At 62.6% G+C, this 16,986-nt stretch carries 16 protein-coding genes; 2 read left to right on the plus strand and 14 right to left on the minus strand.

What is annotated here, in order from left to right; all coding sequences use genetic code 11:
• Window positions 1–20: 20 nt before the first annotated feature.
• From mltC to WIR04_RS02820, 5 genes are all read right to left on the minus strand, one after another.
• Window positions 21–1,121: a membrane-bound lytic murein transglycosylase MltC gene (mltC, locus tag WIR04_RS02800; protein ID WP_025328362.1), complete on the minus strand. Its 1,101-nt coding sequence runs from the start codon at window positions 1,119–1,121 to the stop codon at window positions 21–23.
• A 179-nt stretch (window positions 1,122–1,300) separates the two neighbouring features.
• The gene (locus WIR04_RS02805) at window positions 1,301–1,573 is read right to left on the minus strand and encodes an oxidative damage protection protein (protein ID WP_025328361.1); all 273 of its coding nucleotides are present in this window, start codon (window positions 1,571–1,573) and stop codon (window positions 1,301–1,303) included.
• Window positions 1,570–2,643: an A/G-specific adenine glycosylase gene (mutY, locus tag WIR04_RS02810; protein ID WP_338890303.1), complete on the minus strand. Its 1,074-nt coding sequence runs from the start codon at window positions 2,641–2,643 to the stop codon at window positions 1,570–1,572. The genes WIR04_RS02805 and mutY overlap by 4 nt, the downstream gene beginning before the upstream one ends.
• A 95-nt stretch (window positions 2,644–2,738) precedes the next feature.
• Window positions 2,739–3,425, minus strand: coding sequence for a GspB family T2SS assembly factor variant ExeB (exeB, locus tag WIR04_RS02815; protein WP_338890305.1), 687 nt, complete (start codon window positions 3,423–3,425; stop codon window positions 2,739–2,741).
• Window positions 3,425–5,068, minus strand: coding sequence for an ExeA family protein (locus WIR04_RS02820; RefSeq protein WP_307766220.1), 1,644 nt, complete (start codon window positions 5,066–5,068; stop codon window positions 3,425–3,427). Before WIR04_RS02820 ends, exeB begins: the two co-directional genes overlap by 1 nt.
• Before the next feature lie 250 nt (window positions 5,069–5,318).
• Between WIR04_RS02820 and WIR04_RS02825 the strand changes: the two genes are divergently transcribed.
• Window positions 5,319–6,557, plus strand: a complete 1,239-nt coding sequence (locus WIR04_RS02825) for a multifunctional CCA addition/repair protein (RefSeq protein WP_234676769.1) — start codon at window positions 5,319–5,321, stop codon at window positions 6,555–6,557.
• A gap of 105 nt (window positions 6,558–6,662) precedes the next feature.
• On the opposite strand, the gene WIR04_RS02830 is transcribed toward WIR04_RS02825, so the two are convergent.
• Entirely contained in the window at window positions 6,663–7,928 is a 1,266-nt protein-coding gene (locus WIR04_RS02830; RefSeq protein ID WP_025328356.1) for an inorganic phosphate transporter, read from the minus strand.
• Window positions 7,929–7,953: 25 nt separating this feature from the next.
• Window positions 7,954–8,634 (minus strand): TIGR00153 family protein, encoded by a 681-nt coding sequence (locus WIR04_RS02835; RefSeq protein WP_025328355.1) that lies wholly within the window; start codon window positions 8,632–8,634, stop codon window positions 7,954–7,956.
• A 169-nt stretch (window positions 8,635–8,803) separates the two neighbouring features.
• Here WIR04_RS02835 and WIR04_RS02840 point away from each other — a divergent pair, with 169 nt between their 5' ends.
• Window positions 8,804–9,748: a CYTH domain-containing protein gene (locus WIR04_RS02840; RefSeq protein ID WP_338890312.1), complete on the plus strand. Its 945-nt coding sequence runs from the start codon at window positions 8,804–8,806 to the stop codon at window positions 9,746–9,748.
• Window positions 9,749–9,827: 79 nt separating this feature from the next.
• Here WIR04_RS02840 and WIR04_RS02845 read toward each other — a convergent pair whose 3' ends face one another.
• From WIR04_RS02845 to hslR, 7 genes are all read right to left on the minus strand, one after another.
• Window positions 9,828–10,298, minus strand: coding sequence for a glycine zipper 2TM domain-containing protein (locus tag WIR04_RS02845; protein ID WP_025328353.1), 471 nt, complete (start codon window positions 10,296–10,298; stop codon window positions 9,828–9,830).
• 131 nt (window positions 10,299–10,429) lie between these two features.
• On the minus strand, window positions 10,430–10,882 hold the full coding sequence (locus WIR04_RS02850) for an N-acetyltransferase (protein ID WP_338890316.1): 453 nt from the start codon (window positions 10,880–10,882) through the stop codon (window positions 10,430–10,432).
• Window positions 10,883–11,089: 207 nt separating this feature from the next.
• Window positions 11,090–12,892 (minus strand): aminopeptidase P family protein, encoded by a 1,803-nt coding sequence (locus WIR04_RS02855; protein ID WP_338890318.1) that lies wholly within the window; start codon window positions 12,890–12,892, stop codon window positions 11,090–11,092.
• 33 nt (window positions 12,893–12,925) lie between these two features.
• On the minus strand, window positions 12,926–13,591 hold the full coding sequence (locus tag WIR04_RS02860) for a GntR family transcriptional regulator (RefSeq protein WP_338890320.1): 666 nt from the start codon (window positions 13,589–13,591) through the stop codon (window positions 12,926–12,928).
• Window positions 13,592–13,764: 173 nt separating this feature from the next.
• A complete protein-coding gene (gene pckA / locus WIR04_RS02865; RefSeq protein ID WP_338890322.1) occupies window positions 13,765–15,390 on the minus strand; it encodes a phosphoenolpyruvate carboxykinase (ATP) in 1,626 nt (541 codons plus the stop codon).
• A 149-nt stretch (window positions 15,391–15,539) separates the two neighbouring features.
• Entirely contained in the window at window positions 15,540–16,424 is an 885-nt protein-coding gene (hslO, locus tag WIR04_RS02870) for an Hsp33 family molecular chaperone HslO (RefSeq protein ID WP_025328348.1), read from the minus strand.
• A 105-nt stretch (window positions 16,425–16,529) separates the two neighbouring features.
• The gene (gene hslR / locus WIR04_RS02875) at window positions 16,530–16,928 is read right to left on the minus strand and encodes a ribosome-associated heat shock protein Hsp15 (RefSeq protein WP_025328347.1); all 399 of its coding nucleotides are present in this window, start codon (window positions 16,926–16,928) and stop codon (window positions 16,530–16,532) included.
• Between the last annotated feature and the right edge of the window lie 58 nt (window positions 16,929–16,986).

Here is a 16,986-nt window from a genome sequence, read left to right on the forward strand (position 1 = left end):
TGCTGTTTTTGTGGCTGCCGTCAGCCCGCCCGGACGGCGACGGTGCGCTTGAACCCCTTCTCGGCCTGATTGACCTTGTAGAGGTAGCGACGGGCCTCCGCCTTGGGGTGCTGCTCGGTCAGCACCTGATAGACAGCCTCGGGGGAGAGCCGGTTGATCATGTCTGGGGCTGCCTTGCGGTTGCTGGAGAAGGTGTTGAGCACCCCTCCTGCACCGCCGTTGTAGGCGGAGATCACCGCATAGCGACGGGATTGGGGATCCTGGATATCCGCCAGATAGACGGTCTGCAGCAGGTGCAGATAGGCAGTCCCCACGTCTATGTTGTAGGCCGGATTGAACAGATCCTCCCGGGTTGGCTGACCGTTCCTGCCCTTGACCCGCACATAGACGTCCCGTCCGGCGGTGGCCGGGATCACCTGCATCAGGCCATAGGCATTGGCATGGCTGACCGCATAGGGGTTGAAGCTGCTCTCTGTCTTGATCACCGCATAGATCAGGCTCTCGGCGACGCCGTATTTGCGGGAGGCCTCGCGGATGATGCTGGCGTACTTGTAGCCGCGCTTGTCCTCATGGTTGGCCACCATGGGGATGTCGACGAAGAAGATGGTGCGAATGCCGAGGGTGCGCTTCTTCATCGCGCTGGCCAGCAGGTAGTCGGCATAGCGCTCCGCGCGCCAGCCGGAACGGATGGCCTGACCCTGGGTGTCCAGCACCTGGCCATAGAGGAAAGGCTCGCCACCCGGCATGATCTCTCTATCCGAATAGAGATCCACTTCCGCCGGATCGTCCGGGGTCAGCAGCGTCTCTATGATGGCTCGGCGCAGGTGGGCGCGGGGATCGATACCCGAGACAGTCTCCACCATGATGTGGCCGCTGGAGAAGTCGACGTGGGCCCTGCTCTTATATTGATCCGTGTATTTGACGTAGTCAAACTTGCCCGCAAACAGTGCCTCGCGTCCCCATATCTCGTTCACGTTATGGGAGAGCGCACTGATCATGTGTTCGAAGCCGCGGATGTCCTTGCCGTTGACCAGATCCTCGTCTTCTGCCCCGGGTTTGGGAGAAGAGGAGCAGGCAGAGAGAAACAGCAGGGCGCACAGCAGCCAAAAAATTCGACCCATAAGATCCTCAAACTGGGCGGTGGGGCCGCCCGTCACTCATTTGCCTTGAACCAGAAGAGGGCCAGCCGTCGATGGGCACTCAATCTGGATCACGGGGACAACTCATTGGCACCGGGGTGGGAGCCGCATGGCCGCAGATGCCGGACTTTGGCACTCTGCGCCCTGCTCGCCGACTCGGTTTACTGGCTGGGAGGGGTGTAACCGTCGATGGCCACTTCACCCGCTTCAAACAGGTAGTTCACCATCTCCTTTTCCAGCAGCTGGCGATGCTCGAGATTCATCATGTTCAGCTTCTTCTCGTTGATCAGCATCACCTGTTTCTTCTGCCATTCGGTCCAGGCTTCCTTGCTGATGTTGTCGAAGATCCGCTTGCCGAGTTCGCCGGGATAGAGTTGGAAATCCAGGCCAGGACCCTCTTTTTTCAGACGCTGGCAAAATACGGTACGGCTCATGTTGACCTCTGTGGTTGTAAGTCCGGGTAGGCGAGCAGGCGGGCCGTGGCGGCCGCCAATCCCACCTCGGCAGGATGGCGTAAGTTATACCAGAGTCGGGAATCCGCTTCCATGAGCAAGGGGGGCGGCGGGGCAGCCATTTCGATCAGCAAGGGCCGAATATCGAGGTGGAAGTGACTGAAAGTGTGGCGAAATCCAGCGAGCTCCCGGTAGTCGGTCTCATCGAGTCCCAGCCCTTGCAGGCGACCTTCGATCTCGGTCAGGGACTCCACCTGGGGGAAGCAGTAGAGGCCGCCCCAGATCCCCTGGGGGGGGCGCTTTTCCAGCAGCAGCTGGTCGCCGTGGCGAATGATCAGCATGATGCCGTTACGGGCCGGGATGCTTTTTTTCGGTTTGCTGTTGGGGTAGGCGGTGGGGTTGCCCTGCGACAGCCCCTGGCAATCGGCCTGCACCGGGCAGCGTTCACAGGCGGGCTTGCTGCGGGTGCAGACGGTGGCGCCCATGTCCATCATGGCCTGGTTGTAGTGGGCCACGCCGAGCCTTGGGGTGAGGCGGGTCGCCAGCTCCCAGAGATCGTTCTCCACCTGCTTCTGGCCTGGCCAGCCCGGCAGCGCCAGCCAGCGGGTAAGCACCCGCTTGACGTTGCCGTCCAGAATGGCTTGGGGCTGACCGAGGGAGAGGGAGAGCACGGCCCCTGCGGTGGAGCGGCCTATCCCGGGCAGGGCCATCACCTCGTCCAGTCGCTCCGGAAACAGGCCGCCGTGCAGATCGCGGATCTGCTGGGCCGCCTTGTGCAGATTGCGGGCACGGGCGTAGTAACCGAGCCCGGTCCAGTGGTGCAGCACCTCGTCGATGGGGGCGTCGGCCAGCGCCAGCACATCGGGGAAGCGGGCCATAAAGCGTTCGTAATAGGGGATCACCGTAGCGACCTGGGTCTGCTGCAGCATGATCTCGGAGACCCAGACCCGGTAGGGGGTCTTGTCCTCCTGCCAGGGCAGGGTCTTGCGGCCGTGGATCTGGTACCAATCCAGGATCCGGGTGGCGAAAGTGCTGTTATCTGAATTGCTCACGGTGTTCTCATGTTATTGATTAAAAAGGGGAGCTCTCGGGCTCCCTCTTGAAATGCCGGCCAGGCCCGCAGGCCCGGCTTGCCATTGTGGCTTGCTCAGCCGCGCCAGTCCTGCAGCGCCTTGAGGCTGACATGCTGACCGCCGACCTGCAGGATGATGTAATCCTGGGCGATGGCGACCAGCAGCACCCCGGGGGCGACCTCGCTGCCCTCGTGCAACTCCCGCCCGTTGAGCACCACGGCGCGTTTGGCCGGGTCGGAGGAGAAGTTGTGGGCGCCATAGGTCAGGGGAGGTACCTGCTGCTTCAGCGCAGGATCCAGGGCGCTGATCGGCATGGCGCCGGACTGGGGCTGGGCCTGGGGGGCCGTCTCTTCCACCAGCGGGGTGTTGTTGAGGGCCATCATGATGCGCTCCGCCAGGCTCTGGGTGCCGTTGCCGGCGGTCGCCGTCGCGGTGGGCGCGGCAGCGGCTTTGGGCTGCACCACGGGTTCTGGCAGGGGCGGGGGCAGCGGGCGGGTGATCATGGGTCTGGGCTCGACCCGCACGAAGGGGGGCGTCACCACCTCCTTCACCTCGATCTGCTGTTCGATGGGCTTGAGATGATAGAGGTGCCAGCCATAGTTGGCGGCCGCCCCCATGATCAGGGCAAGGGGTGCCAGCAGCCACCAGATCCAGCGACGGTTCGGCTCCTCCTCCTGGCTCACGGGCAGGCCCATGAGGGGCATGTGGGGGGTAAACTGGGGCTGATCGGCGCGGCGCAAGGCCTTGAGCAGGGTAGACATCAGGAGTCCTCCTCCACCAGGGAGGCCATGGCGTCATCCGCCACGGCATCCAGATCGACAGGGGTGCTGGCACGCAGGGATTCATCCTCCAGCCTCGGCATGGGCTCACCTGCCACCACATTCAGGCGCAGCAGGGTATTGCTGCCGGCGATGCCGTCCGGGGTCAGTCCCTGCTCGCGCTGGAACTGCTGCAGCTTGTTCTTGAGGGTGGCATCGAAGCGGCTCACCTTGCGATCCGGTTGCTGCATGGCGCGGCTCAGCGCATTGTCCAGCCACTGAACCTGGGTCGCACCGGCATTGCTGCCGATCAGGGTCACCCCGCCCTTGGGCATGCGCCACAGCAGGGTATAGCTGCCCCCCCAGGCGTCGGAGAGCCACTGCCTGTCCACCTGCCAGCTCTGATTGCCGATGAGCAAGGAGGCCTTGTCCGGCCCCAGGCTGACCAGGGTGGCATAGTAGAGGCCGCCGGTCTCGTCGGTCAGGCTGATGAGGGCCGGGTGTTGCAGCGCCTGCAGCTGTGCCAGGGTGGCTTCCCCTTCCTGGCAGCGCAGACCGGCGCGGGGGGCATCGTCACAGGTCGACTCCTCCAGCTCGGTCTGGTAGCCCCACACCTTGTAGAGATTCTGCATGGCCACACCGGGGTCCAGCGCCTGATTGATGGCGCGGGTCAGCTGCTCCTGCTGCTCAGGGGTGTCATCCACCTTGACCGGCACTTCCACCTTGACCAGGGGGCGGGTCGGGAAGACGCCGAAGAACTGCCAGCCCCACCAGCCGGTGGCGACCAGCAGGGCGCCGGCCAGCGCGACCAGCAGACCGGACTGCCAGGTGCCCTCGTCACGAATGCCGCTTACCTCATAGGCCGACTGACTGATGTCGCCGTGCACTATCTTGTGGCTGCCGCGGGCGAAGGCGGCGATCAGGGCGCGATCGCAGATGAGGTTGATGAGGCGCGGGATGCCGCCTGAGAGGCGATGCAGGGTCTGGATCGCCTTGGGGGTGAAGATGGGCTGGACGCAGCCCGCCACCTGCAGCCGGAAGCGCACATAGGCATCCACGTCCTGATGGGAGAGCGGCAGCAGGTGATAGCGGGCCGTGATGCGCTGGGCCAGCTGGCGCAGCAGGGGCTGGCGCAGCATCTGTTGCAGCTCCGGCTGGCCGATGAGCACCACCTGCAGCAGCTTCTTCTCGTCTGTCTCCAGATTGGTGAGCAGTCGCAACTGCTCCAGCACGCCGGGAAGCAGATGCTGGGCTTCATCCACCAGCACCACGCTGCGCTTGCCCGCCGCCAGGTTGGCCAGCAGGTGATCGCGAATGAGATCGAACAGCTGCTTGAGGCTGGCCTCCTGGGCATAGGGCAACTGGAACTCGTCACAGATGGCCGCCAGCAGATCCCGCTCGGTCAGGGAAGGATTGAGGATGTAGGCGATCTCGGTCTCGGCGGGCAACTGCTGGAGCAGGCAGCGGGAGACTGTGGTCTTGCCCGTACCCACTTCCCCCGTCAGCAGCACGAAGCCGCCACCGTCCTGCAACCCGTAGTTGAGGTGGGCGAGGGCCTCCCCGTGACGTTCGCTCATATAGAGGTATTTGGGGTTGGGCGAGATGGAGAACGGGGGCTCCGACAGACCGAAGAACTGTGTGTACATAAGGATCCATTCCATTGTTATGGGCGGCAGGTTAAAGCCTCCCCAGAGGGATGTCAAAGACCCGGACGCCATAAGAGGGGCATCATAGCCGGTGCCTCAAATGCCGGTGGTGATCGCGCCCGGATTATGGCAATAAGCGGCCATCTTCCGGTGCTTTCTCCCGGGGTGGCGGGCGGGCCTCTTGCGGGCGCATCGTCTATGACGGCCAAAAGCGGTATCATCGAGGCAGGTTTATCGAGGGAGAGTGCGCGTGCAGATTTATCTGGTTGGGGGGGCGGTCCGTGACCGCCTGTTGGGCTTGCCCCAGGGGGACAGGGACCATCTGGTGGTCGGTGCCACTGTGGAACAGATGCTGAACCTGGGGTTCACCCAGGTCGGCCGCGACTTTCCGGTGTTTCTCCACCCCAGCACCCAGCAGGAGTACGCCCTGGCGCGCACCGAGCGCAAGCAGGGGCAGGGCTATACCGGCTTCGTCTGCCACGCCGCCCCCGAGGTGACGCTCGAACAAGATCTGCTGCGCCGGGATCTCACCATCAACGCCATCGCCGAAGATGAGAGCGGGCAACTGCACGATCCCTATGGCGGGCTCCGGGATCTGGAGGCGCGGCTGCTGCGCCACGTCTCCCCGGCCTTCGCCGAGGATCCCCTGCGCATCCTGAGGGTGGCGCGCTTCGCCGCCCGTTTCCATGAGCAGGGTTTCGTGGTGGCCCCCGAGACCCTGGCCCTGATGCGGGAGATGACCGACGCCGGCGAGCTCGCCCACCTGACCCCGGAGCGGGTCTGGAAGGAGCTGGAGAAGGTGCTGCTGGGGCAGACCCCCAGGGTCTTCTTCGAGGTATTGCGCGACTGCGGCGCCCTCAAGGCGCTGTTCCCCGAGCTGGACGCCCTGTTCGGGGTGCCGGCCCCCGCCAAGTGGCACCCTGAGATAGACACCGGCATCCACACCCTGATGGTGCTGGATCAGGCCTGCCAGCGCTCCCCGGATCTGCCGGTCCGCTTCGCCGCCCTCTGCCACGACTTTGGCAAGGGCCTGACCCCGCCCGCGTTCTGGCCAAGCCACCACGGTCATGGCCAGAAAGGGTTGCCGCTCATCCGGGATTTCTGCGAGCGGTTCAGGGTGCCGAACGACTGCCGCGACCTGGCCCTGTTGGTGAGCGATCTGCACACCCACATCCACATCGCCTTCGATCTCAAGCCGCCGACCCTGCTGAAGGTGTTCGACAAGGCGGATGCCTGGCGCAGGCCGGAGCGCTTCGCCCAACTGCTGGACGCCTGCCGCGCCGACTTCCACGGTCGTACCGGTTTCGAAGAGAAGGTCTACAGCCAGCCGGACTATGTGGCCCAGGCCCTGGCGGCGGCCCAGGCGGTACCGGTCAAGGAGATAGTGGCGGCGGGCTTCAAGGGGGAGGGGATTCGCGAGCAACTCGCCAAGCGCCGGCTCGATGCCATCAGCCGGGTGCGCGACGAGTGGACCTTTATCGAGGAATAAGCGCCTCTGCAGGGTCGATGAGCTAAGCGTCGGCGACCGTTTGAGGCAACGCAGAGGCATAAAAAAGCCCGGGTCAGTGACCCGGGCTTTTTGCTGTGAGGTTGCTTAAGAGAAGCAGGCCTGCAGCACGTAGAAGATGGCTATGGCCAGGATGGCGCCGGCGGGCAGGGTGATGACCCAGGAGACCACTATGTTGCGCAGCACGCCCAGGTTCAGGGCGGCAATGCCACGGGCCAGACCCACCCCCATCACTGCACCCACCAGGGTCTGAGTGGTGGAGATGGGCAGACCTGTACCCGAGGCGATCACCACTGTGGCGGCGGTGGCCAGCTGGGCGGCGAAGCCACGGCTCGGAGTCAGGTGGGTGATGCCGGTGCCGACGGTGGCCATCACCTTCTCACCCATGGTGGCCAGACCGATGACGATACCTATGCCGCCAAGGGGAAGGATCCACCAGGCGATGTGGGAATTGCCGGTGATCTGGCCGGCACTCTCGACTGTGGATACCACGGCGGAGAGCGGGCCTATGGCGTTGGCCACGTCGTTGGAGCCGTGGGCGAAGGCCATGGCACAGGCGGTGATCACCATCAGGATGCCGAACACCTTCTCCACGTTGGCGAAGTGCATCTTGTTGTCATCCTGCGGGTTGTACTGCTGACCGCGAATGTAGAACCAGCCGCCGATGGAGAGGGTCACCGAGATGGCGATGGAGAGCAGTATGCCCTCGCCGTCGCTCAGGTGCAGACCGACGTGGGTCAGCCCCTTCTTGATGGTCACCAGACAGATGACCAGCGCGGTCAGGAACATGTAGAAGGGGACATAGCGCTTGGCGTTGGCCAGCGGGTTGTCGGTGTTGAAGATGAGCTTCTGCACGCTGATGAACATGAAGTAGGCGATGATGCCCGAGATGGCCGGTGTGACTACCCAGGAGCCGACTATGCCGCCAAACTTGCTCCACTGCACCGCTTCCGGGCCGACACTCACCACGGCGAAGCCGACGATGGCTCCTATGATGGAGTGGGTGGTGGAGACGGGCCAGCCGAAGTAGGAGGCCAGGATCAGCCAGAGGCCGGCCGCCAGCAGGGAGGCGATCATGCCGAGCACCAGCACGTCCGGGGTATTGGCAAAGGCATTGGTATCTATGATGCCGTTGCGGATGGTCGCCGTGACCTCGCCACCGGCCAGATAGGCACCGGCGAACTCGAAGATCATGGCGATGATGATCGCCTGACGTATGGTCAGGGATTTGGTGCCGACCGATGTGCCCATGGCGTTGGCGACGTCGTTCGCCCCTATGCCCCAGGCCATCAAAAAGCCGAACAAGGCCGCCACGAGCACCAGGGTGGTGCCGTAATTTGCGATAATGTCCATTAGTAGTGTTTACCCAGTCAGTCGATTACGAACGAGCCAGCATCAGTTCCAGACGGGCGCCAACGCGCTCGGCCTGATCAGCCAGGTCACCTACCCATTCGAGGATCTTGTAGAGGAACATAACGTCGATCGGATTGTACTTGTGCTCAACGGCTTGCAGCTGTTGGCGCAGCCCGATCTGCATGGTGTCAGTATCGTCCTCGATGAGATCCAGCTGGTGGATCATCTCGGCAACCATTTCAACTTCACGTCCTTTAAAGCCGGTTTCGAGCAGCTCATCGAGTTCTCCGATGGCTTTTTCGGCTTGGGCGGTCGCATCGATACAGCGTTTGAGATAGGCCATGAAATCGGCACGCATCTCGGTGGGGAATTCCATTTTGCGGCCAAGCATGCGGCCGGAAATATCCTTGGCACGGTTGGCAATCTTGTCCTGTTGTGTCAGCAGTTCCAGCAGATCGGTACGGGCGACCGGCAGAAACAGACCGCGAGGCAGTTTGAGGCGAATTTCGCGTTTGAGAATGTCCGCTTCTTTTTCCAGCTGGGCTATCTGTTGCCGGATTTTCTCGGCATCTTCCCAACGGTCTTCGGCAACGGCATCAAAGAAGGGAACCAACTGCTGGGAGCACTGGTGAACCTTGACGATATGCTTCTGCAGCGGCTTGATGGGGGACTTGGCAAAAAGACCCAAAATAGTATTTACTGGCATGGCCAAACCTGTGTCGGTGAAAAAACACTCGATACGATTTTATGAGGGGCGCAGGATAACCGAACTGTGCCATCAATAAAACCGTGAATTAATCCTTATCTATCGCTGGCATTATATCCTCGCGACCCGGATCATGCCCCCCAAAGTTGCCTGCCTGCCCGGAATGACTATGCAAACTGAGATCGAGATAAAGTTTTTCGTCACCAGCAATATTCAAGAATCTCTCTCCAACTTTCTGAATTCACTTGAAATTATCTCCTCTGAGCAAGCCAGGCTCGGCAATGTCTATTTCGATACGCCCGCTCTGGATCTGCGTCGGCTCGACATGGGATTGCGGATCCGCCGCAGCGACCATTTTTCCGAGCAGACGATTAAATGTCGGGGCCAGGTGGTCGGCGGGCTGCACGCCAGACCCGAATACAATGCCCCGGTGAGCGGGGATCTGCCTACCCTGTCCGCCTTCCCTGATGCCATCTGGCCGAGTCTGGCCGTGCGCGACGAGATCCAGTCCAGTCTGGTGGCCCAATTCAGCACCGATTTCCTGCGCCGTCACTGGCTCATCGCCTTCGAGGGGGCACAGATTGAACTGGCCTGGGATCGGGGGGAGATTGTCGGTGCCCTGGGGCGCACCGAGATCGACGAGCTGGAGCTGGAGCTCAAGTCCGGCGAGGCGAGGGCCCTGTTCGGGCTGGCCGCGCGGCTGGCGGAGCTGGGGGGCGTCCGGTTGGGGGCCCAATCCAAGGCGCAGCGGGGCTATCGGCTGGCGGGGCTCGGCAAGCCCCTGACAGCGCAACCCTTGCCGGATGTCGGCGGGCTAGATGGCAAGGCCTGCATCACGCTCGGCCTGCAGCTCTGGCAGCATCACGAGCAGCTCTGGCTGGAGTGTGGGGGTGAGGAGCGGCCGCTGGCACTGCAAGGGATGCTGCAGGGCTGTGCCCTGGTGGCCGAGGCTGCCGACACCCTGGCACGGGTGCCAGCCTGGTTGCCCGCTCTTCGGGTGCAGCAGCGCTTGCTGGCTGAGGCGGAGGAGGCGCGGCTCGGAGCACTGCTGCACGGCGCCGATCTCGTGGGCCTGCAACTGGCCATAGCGGCCTGGTTGCACCTGGATTCTTGAGAGTTCAGGTTTGCACTGAATGAAAAAAGGTGAGCCCAGGCTCACCTTTTTGTTTGCTGATGGAAAGTGCCCGTCAGGCTCAGTTCACCACGGCCACGTTGATGCTGCCATTGCCCTGGGTCATGCGGACCCGGGCGCCGGGCACGAAGGTGGGGCTGGCCTTTTGCACCACGACGATGGATTCGCCATTCTCTTTCTTGATCTCGAGCTCGACGCCATCCACCTGGTTGAGCTTGTCACCGGCGGCCTTGCCGGCGGCGGCACCCGCTATGGCCCCCCCGGCCGTGGCGATGTCCTGGCCTGTGCCGCCGCCGATGGTGCTACCCAGCAGGCCACCGACCACGGCGCCGCCTATGGTGCCGATCAGGGAGTTCTCATCGGCCTGGATCTTCACCGGACGGGTGGAGACTATGGTGCCGTAGCTGACGGTCTGGACCTGCTTGGCGCGATCCTTGGTGTAGACATCGCCGGAGTAGACGTCGCTGTTGGCACAGCCGGTGATGGCGGTGGTGGCGGCCAGCAGGGTGACGAGAGCGATACGTTTCAACATGATGGGCCTCCTGGGCGGGCATCGGGTTAATCGGTTTGATGCATTCCACTCTACGCCAACCGGATTGTGCATTAAACCCGCAAAGTGTAACCAATTATATGACCTGAACGATGGTCAGCCCTCGACACGGGTCAGGTCAGGGCCTTTTCCAGCAGCAGGCGATCCTCCCCGGGGCCGAAATAGCCGGGCTCCTCGGCCAGCAGGGCGTAGCCGAGGCGCAAGTAGAGGCGCTGGGCCGGATTGGCCGGATCCACGGTCAGCCTGACTCGTGCCACCTGCAGCTCTGCCAGTGCCTGCTCCACCCGCAGCATCATGCGCTCGGCCAGGCCAAAGCCGCGGGCCTCGGGCCGCACCGCCAGAGAGAGCAGCCAGCCCTGAGACCGATCCTGACCCAGGCCCCCCAGGGCATAACCCAGCAGCCTGCCCTCCAGCTCCGCCACGATCAGCAAGGCGGGCCAGAGATCCATGGCCTGACGGAAGAAGAAGGCGGGGTAGACATCCTCCCCGAAGACGTCGGCGTCGATCTGCCAGATGGCGTGCATGTCGGCGTGGGTGGCAATGCGCAAAACGGGGGACGGCTGCATCTGGGCTCCTGTGGTAGCGGCTGCCGGGGGCAGTCAAAAGAGGGCACAGGGTAGTGGGCCCGTCAGGCTGATGCAAGCGGGTCTGGTTCGGAGGGCAGGCAGGGGAGATGAACAGATCGCGGCGCCCGGCAGGGAGACATGCCGCTCTGGGGGCAAAAAAACAGGGCCCGCAGGCCCTGTTTCACCGACAACCTCGATGGTCTGCAATCAGATGAGGCGGGTCGCCTGCTCCAGCCAGGCGAGATCCTCGCCCTCCAGCAGCGGGCTCAGGCGGCGGTAGACCTCGGCATGGTAGTCGTTGATCCAGCGGAACTCGGCCTGACTCAGCAGGCTGCGATCGATGAGGCGGGTATCGAACGGCACATAGGTCAGCCGTTCGAAGCCCAGCATCGCCAGCTCGCCCACCTGCTCCAGCTCGGTCACCACCACCAGGTTCTCGCAGCGGATGCCGAAGCCGTTTTCCCGGTAGTAACCAGGTTCGTTGGATAGCACCATGCCCGGCTGCAGGGCCACCAGGCTGCCCTTGGGGGCGATGCGCTGCGGGCCTTCATGCACGCTCAGGAAGTGGCCGACCCCGTGGCCTGTGCCATGGTCGTAGTTGTAACCGGCCTGCCACAGGGGCATGCGGGCCAGCACGTCGAGCTGGATGCCGGCGGTGCCGCGGGGGAAGCGGGCCTGATCCAGGGCGATATGGCCCTGCAGCACCCGGGTGAACATGGCCTTGTGCTCGTCGGTGACTTCGCCGACCTTGACGGTGCGGGTGATGTCGGTGGTGCCGTCCAGATACTGGGCGCCGGAATCCACCAGGTAGATGCTGTCCTGACCGAAGGGGCGCGGGGTGCCGTTGGTGTGACGGTAGTGGCACATGGCGGCGTTGGGGCCCAGTGCCGATATGGTGTCAAAGCTCGGCTCGACGTAGTGATCCTGCTCGCGGCGGAAGGCTTCCAGGCGATCGGCCAGGGTGCCCTCATCCATCTCCTGATAGTCACCGGAGGCGATCAGCCGATCCAGCCAGGCGAGGAAGCGGGTAACGGCGACGCCGTCGCGCAGATGGGCACGCTGCATGCCGGCCAGCTCCACGGCGTTTTTGCACGCCTTGGGCAGCATGGTCGGATCCTGCCCTGCCACCAGGATGGCGCCAGCCTCTTCCATGGTGAGCTGGGTCCAGGCGTTGGCGGTGTTGGGGTCGGCCAGCACCTTCTGCTGATCCTCGCCGATGCGTTGCAGCACGTCACCCAGCTTGTCGATGGGGTAGACGGAGACATCCTGCCCCACGTGGCGGGTGAAGGCGATGCAGTCGATCTTGTCGGTGTCGACGAAGAAATCCATGCTGGTGTTGGCGTAGAGCACCGCAAAGCCCAGCACCACCGGCAGCCGCTCCACGTCGCGGCCACGCAGGTTGAGCAGCCAGTTGATGGGCTCGGCCTGGGTCAGCAGTACCGCATCCAGCCCGCGCTTGCGCAGGTCCGCCGCCAGCAGCTCGCGCTTGGCCTGGCTGGACTGGCCCGCCAGCTCCTCGCTGTAGAGGATGACAGGAGTCTTGGTCGGAGTGGGGCGATCGCTCCAGTGCAGATCGATGGGGTTCTCTTCGACCCGTACCAGCGTTATGCCGCGCTCGGCCAGGATCGGCTTGGCGCTCAGGTACCAGGCGAGGCTGTGCAGGCGGGGATCGAAGCCGACCCGGGCGCCGGACGGCAGTTGATCTGCCAGCCACTGGACGTGGGGATCTTCGTTCAGGTGAAGAAACTCAAACAGCCCGGCCGGTGCCTGCATGCGGGCCTGCACCGTATAACGACCGTCGACGAACAGGGCCGCCCGCTGCGCCAGTATGATGGCGAGGCCGGCGGAGCCGTTGAAACCCGTGATCCAGTCCAGACGTTCGGCATAGGCGGGAATGTACTCCCCCAGGTGCTCGTCGTCGTGGGGAACGATGAAGGCGTCCAGTTCCAACGTGGCCAGAGTGGCCCTGACCTGGGCGACGCGGGTTTCAATAATCTCGAAATGATTCATGTCGTTATTGCCAGATTGTGATGATGTGAGTGTTCACTGATGGTGGCCGCTTGCCAGGATCTGTCGGATCGACTGGCCTGCCGCCTCGATATGTTGCTTGAGCAGGACCACGGCCTCGTGCTTGCGGCGGGCGCGGCACAGCTCCAGCAGGTGGGCGTGTTCGCGCTCGGCCTTGTCCACGCCACCCTGGGCGAACAGCAGTTCGAAGCGCACGTAGCGATCGCAGCTCAGATTGATCTGGGCGATGAGATCCAGCGCCTGGGGACGATTGGCGGCCTGATAGAGGGTGGCGTGAAAACGGTGGTTCAACTCGGCCCAGTGCTCGATCTGGGTGCCGGACTCCAGCGCCAGATCAAACTGGGCCAGGATGGCTTGCGCCTTGGCGAAGGTCTCCTCCGTCATCAAGTCGACGGCGTGGAACAGGGTATCGGCTTCCAGCAGCGCCCGCAAATAAAAGAGCTCCTCGATGGCCGAGGCGTCCAGCATGGTGACCACGGCGCCGCGATGGGCCTCGAACTTCACCAGCCCCTGGGCCTCCAGCTGCATCAGCGCCTCCCGCACCGGAATGCGGCTCACCGCCAGCTCCTTGGCGATGGCGTCCTGGCGCAAGGGGGCGCCAGCGGGAAACTCCCCACGCAATATCCGGCCGCGGAGGTTCTCCATCACCATCTGGGTTCGGGTCTTGTAGGGTAGGGTCATGCTTGAGTCACGGGCAGGTTGCAAAATTGTATATTGTATAAAGTTTGGCTGAATCTAACGCGCAACCGCCTGCAAGGCAAGGTTTGGCGGGATCCATATGCCGCGTATCGGCCAAAAAAATACCGGCCAGCTGGGCTGACCGGTATGGGGTTGTCATCTGGACGGGGCGCAGCTTACAGCTGCGGACCCGCAGCAACCAGGCGTTTGCCTTCGTCGTTGTCGGTGAAGCGCTCGAAGTTCTTGATGAAGCGCCCTGCCAGGTCAACCGCCTTGGCGTCCCACTCGGCCTGGTCGGCATAAGTGTCGCGCGGGTCGAGGATGGCCGGGTTCACGCCCGGCAGCGCGGTCGGCACTTCCAGGTTGAAGATAGGCAGTACCTTGGTCGGCGCCTGCTCGATGGAACCATCCAGGATGGCATCTATGATGGCGCGGGTGTCCTTGATGGAGATGCGCTTGCCGGTGCCGTTCCAGCCGGTATTCACCAGGTAGGCTTCGGCCCCCGAGGCTTCCATCCGCTTCACCAGCTCCTGACCGTACTTGGTCGGGTGCAGGCTGAGGAAGGCGGCGCCAAAACAGGAGGAGAAGGTCGGCGTCGGCTCTGTGATGCCGCGCTCGGTACCGGCCAGCTTGGCGGTGAAGCCCGACAGGAAGTGGTACTTGGTCTGCTCCTTGGTCAGCTTGGCGACCGGAGGCAGTACCCCGAAGGCGTCGGCTGTCAGGAAGATAACCTTGTTGGCGTGACCCGCCTTGGAGACCGGCTTGACGATGTTCTCGATGTGATAGATGGGGTAGGAGACCCGGGTGTTCTCGGTCTTGGAGCCATCGTCGAAGTCGATGGTGCCGTCGGCTGCGACCGTCACGTTCTCCAGCAGGGCGTCGCGACGGATGGCGTTGTAGATGTCCGGCTCGGCTTCCTTGGAGAGCTTGATGGTCTTGGCGTAGCAGCCCCCCTCGAAGTTGAACACGCCGTGGTCGTCCCAGCCGTGCTCGTCGTCACCGATAAGCTGACGCTTGGGATCGGTGGAGAGGGTGGTCTTGCCGGTACCGGAGAGGCCGAAGAAGATGGCCACGTCCCCATCCTTGCCCACGTTGGCGGAGCAGTGCATGGAGGCGATGCCGCGCAGGGGCAGGAAGTAGTTCATCATGGAGAACATGCCCTTCTTCATCTCGCCACCGTACCAGGTGCCACCGATGAGCTGCATCTTCTCTGTCATGTTGAAGGCGACGAAGTTCTCGGAGTTGAGACCCTGCTCCTTCCAGTTCGGGTTGGTGCACTTGGCACCGTTCATCACCACGAAGTCCGGCTTGAAGGTCTTGAGCTCTTCCTCGCTCGGGCGGATGAACATGTTCTTCACGAAGTGCGCCTGCCAGGCCACCTCTGTGATGATACGCACCGCCAGGCGGGTGTCCGGGTTGGCGCCGCAGTAGCCATCCACCACGAACAGGCGCTTGCCGGAGAGCTGTTTGGTCACCAGGGATTTCAGATGTGACCAGACTTCCGGGGTGATTGCCTTGTTATCGTTCTTGCCCTGGTCAGACCACCACACAGTATCCTGGGTGGTGCCGTCCTTGACGATATATTTATCTTTTGGGGAACGGCCGGTGAAGATGCCGGTGTTGACATTGACGGCACCGAGTTCGGTGACGACGCCACGTTCGAATCCTTCCAGGTCTGGGCGGGTCTCTTCTGCGAAAAGCTGCTCATAGGAGGGGTTGCGAACGATTTCCTGGCTGTTTTTGATACCGTATTGGTCCAGCTTCAGTTGTTGGGCCAGGGTGGGTTCTACCACGATAGTCATTATGTTCTCCTGGGTTCAGAGGTGTGTAGGGTTCTATCTGACGTTCATGCTACCACCTAGGTGGTAGTTTTTAGCGATCGCCATCAAACTTTATAAAATAGGGTATTTTTTTGTTATTTAAGTTAAAGGCGGGTTTTGCCCGCCTTTATTTAGTGTAACTTGTTTGCATCATTACCGGGAGCCCCGCTGAACAGGGTTTCGATGTCTATTCCATCAAATTGGTAGTGAGCGCCGCAGTAATCGCAGTGCATGTCGATCTTGCCGAGCTCCTGCACCATGGCCACCGCTTCCTCCTTCTCTATCTGCAGCAGAGCCCCTTCGCAGCGAGCGCGGGAACAGGTGCAGCGGAACTCGATCGCCTGGGGATCGAACACCCGTACCTTGTCCTGATGGTAGAGACGGTAGAGGATCTCTTCGGCCTCCAGACCGAACAGCTCTTCATCCTTGATGGTGCTGGTGAGCTGGATCAGGTGGTCGAAGTCGGCGCCGTGATCCTCGCTCTGGGCCGGCAGCTCCTGCAGCAGTATGCCGGCGGCGCGGGGCTGCCCCTGGTGGTGGCCGGTGCGGATCCAGAGTTTGGTGGCGAGTTGCTCGGACTGGGCGAAGTACTGCTCGAGGCAGGCCGCCAGGGTGTCGGCCTCGAGGGCTATGATGCCCTGATAGCGCTCGCCCTCTTCAGGGGTGATGGTGATCACCAGCTGGCCGTTGCCGATCAGGCTCTGCAGCTTGTCGTCGGTCGGCAGCTCGCCTTCATAGCGGGCTACACCGCGCAGTTGCTGGTTGTGATCGCCGTTGATTACCGCCAGACGCACCGGGCCGTCCCCTTGCAGCTGCACAGTGATGGAGCCTTCGAACTTGAGGGTGGCGGTCAGCAGGCTGGTGGCAACCAGCAGTTCGCCCAGCAGTTTCTGTACCTGTACCGGGTAGTTCTGGGCATCGACGATGTGACGATAGGTACTATCCAGCTGGACCAGCTCCCCCCGGACTTCGTACTCTTCGAACAGATAGCGATACAGGAGATCTTGGTTACTCATCATGCTTTCCTAGGGTTTTCTGGGGGAAAATATAAATACATTGTTAAACAGGTGGTTAGGAACTAATTCCCGCTCCTGCCGTCATAAAGGGGCCACAAGGGCGAGTCAGTATTGCTTGACCTTGATCAGCTGGCGCCGCTCCTGCTTGTCGGGGCGGCGCTCCGGGCTTGGGGCGAACTGGCTGTTGAAGCGTCTCGCCTCGCTGTTCTGGGCCCGTTTCTTCAGACTCTCTTCGGTCTCTTCATAGAGCAGTTGAGCCAGGGGGGCGGCCTTGCGCTGCTCGCTGACCTCGAGCACCCGCACCTCCCGTTCGTCCTGGCCCTGCCAGAAGCGGACGAGGGCGCCGACCTCGACGGCCTTGCCCGGTTTGCTGCGCTGGCCGTTGTAGTGCACCTTGCCGCCGTCGATCTGATCCCGCGCCAGGCTGCGGGTCTTGTAGAAGCGTGCCGCCCACAGCCACTTGTCGAGGCGGACCTGAGTGCTGTTTTGTGCTGGATTCGACATGGATCGGCTCCGGGATGGCTGAAAAGGGAGCCTGATTATACCAGAGGCAGGGCCCGGG

The organism is Aeromonas rivipollensis (assembly GCF_037811135.1).
Lineage (GTDB): Bacteria > Pseudomonadota > Gammaproteobacteria > Enterobacterales > Aeromonadaceae > Aeromonas > Aeromonas rivipollensis.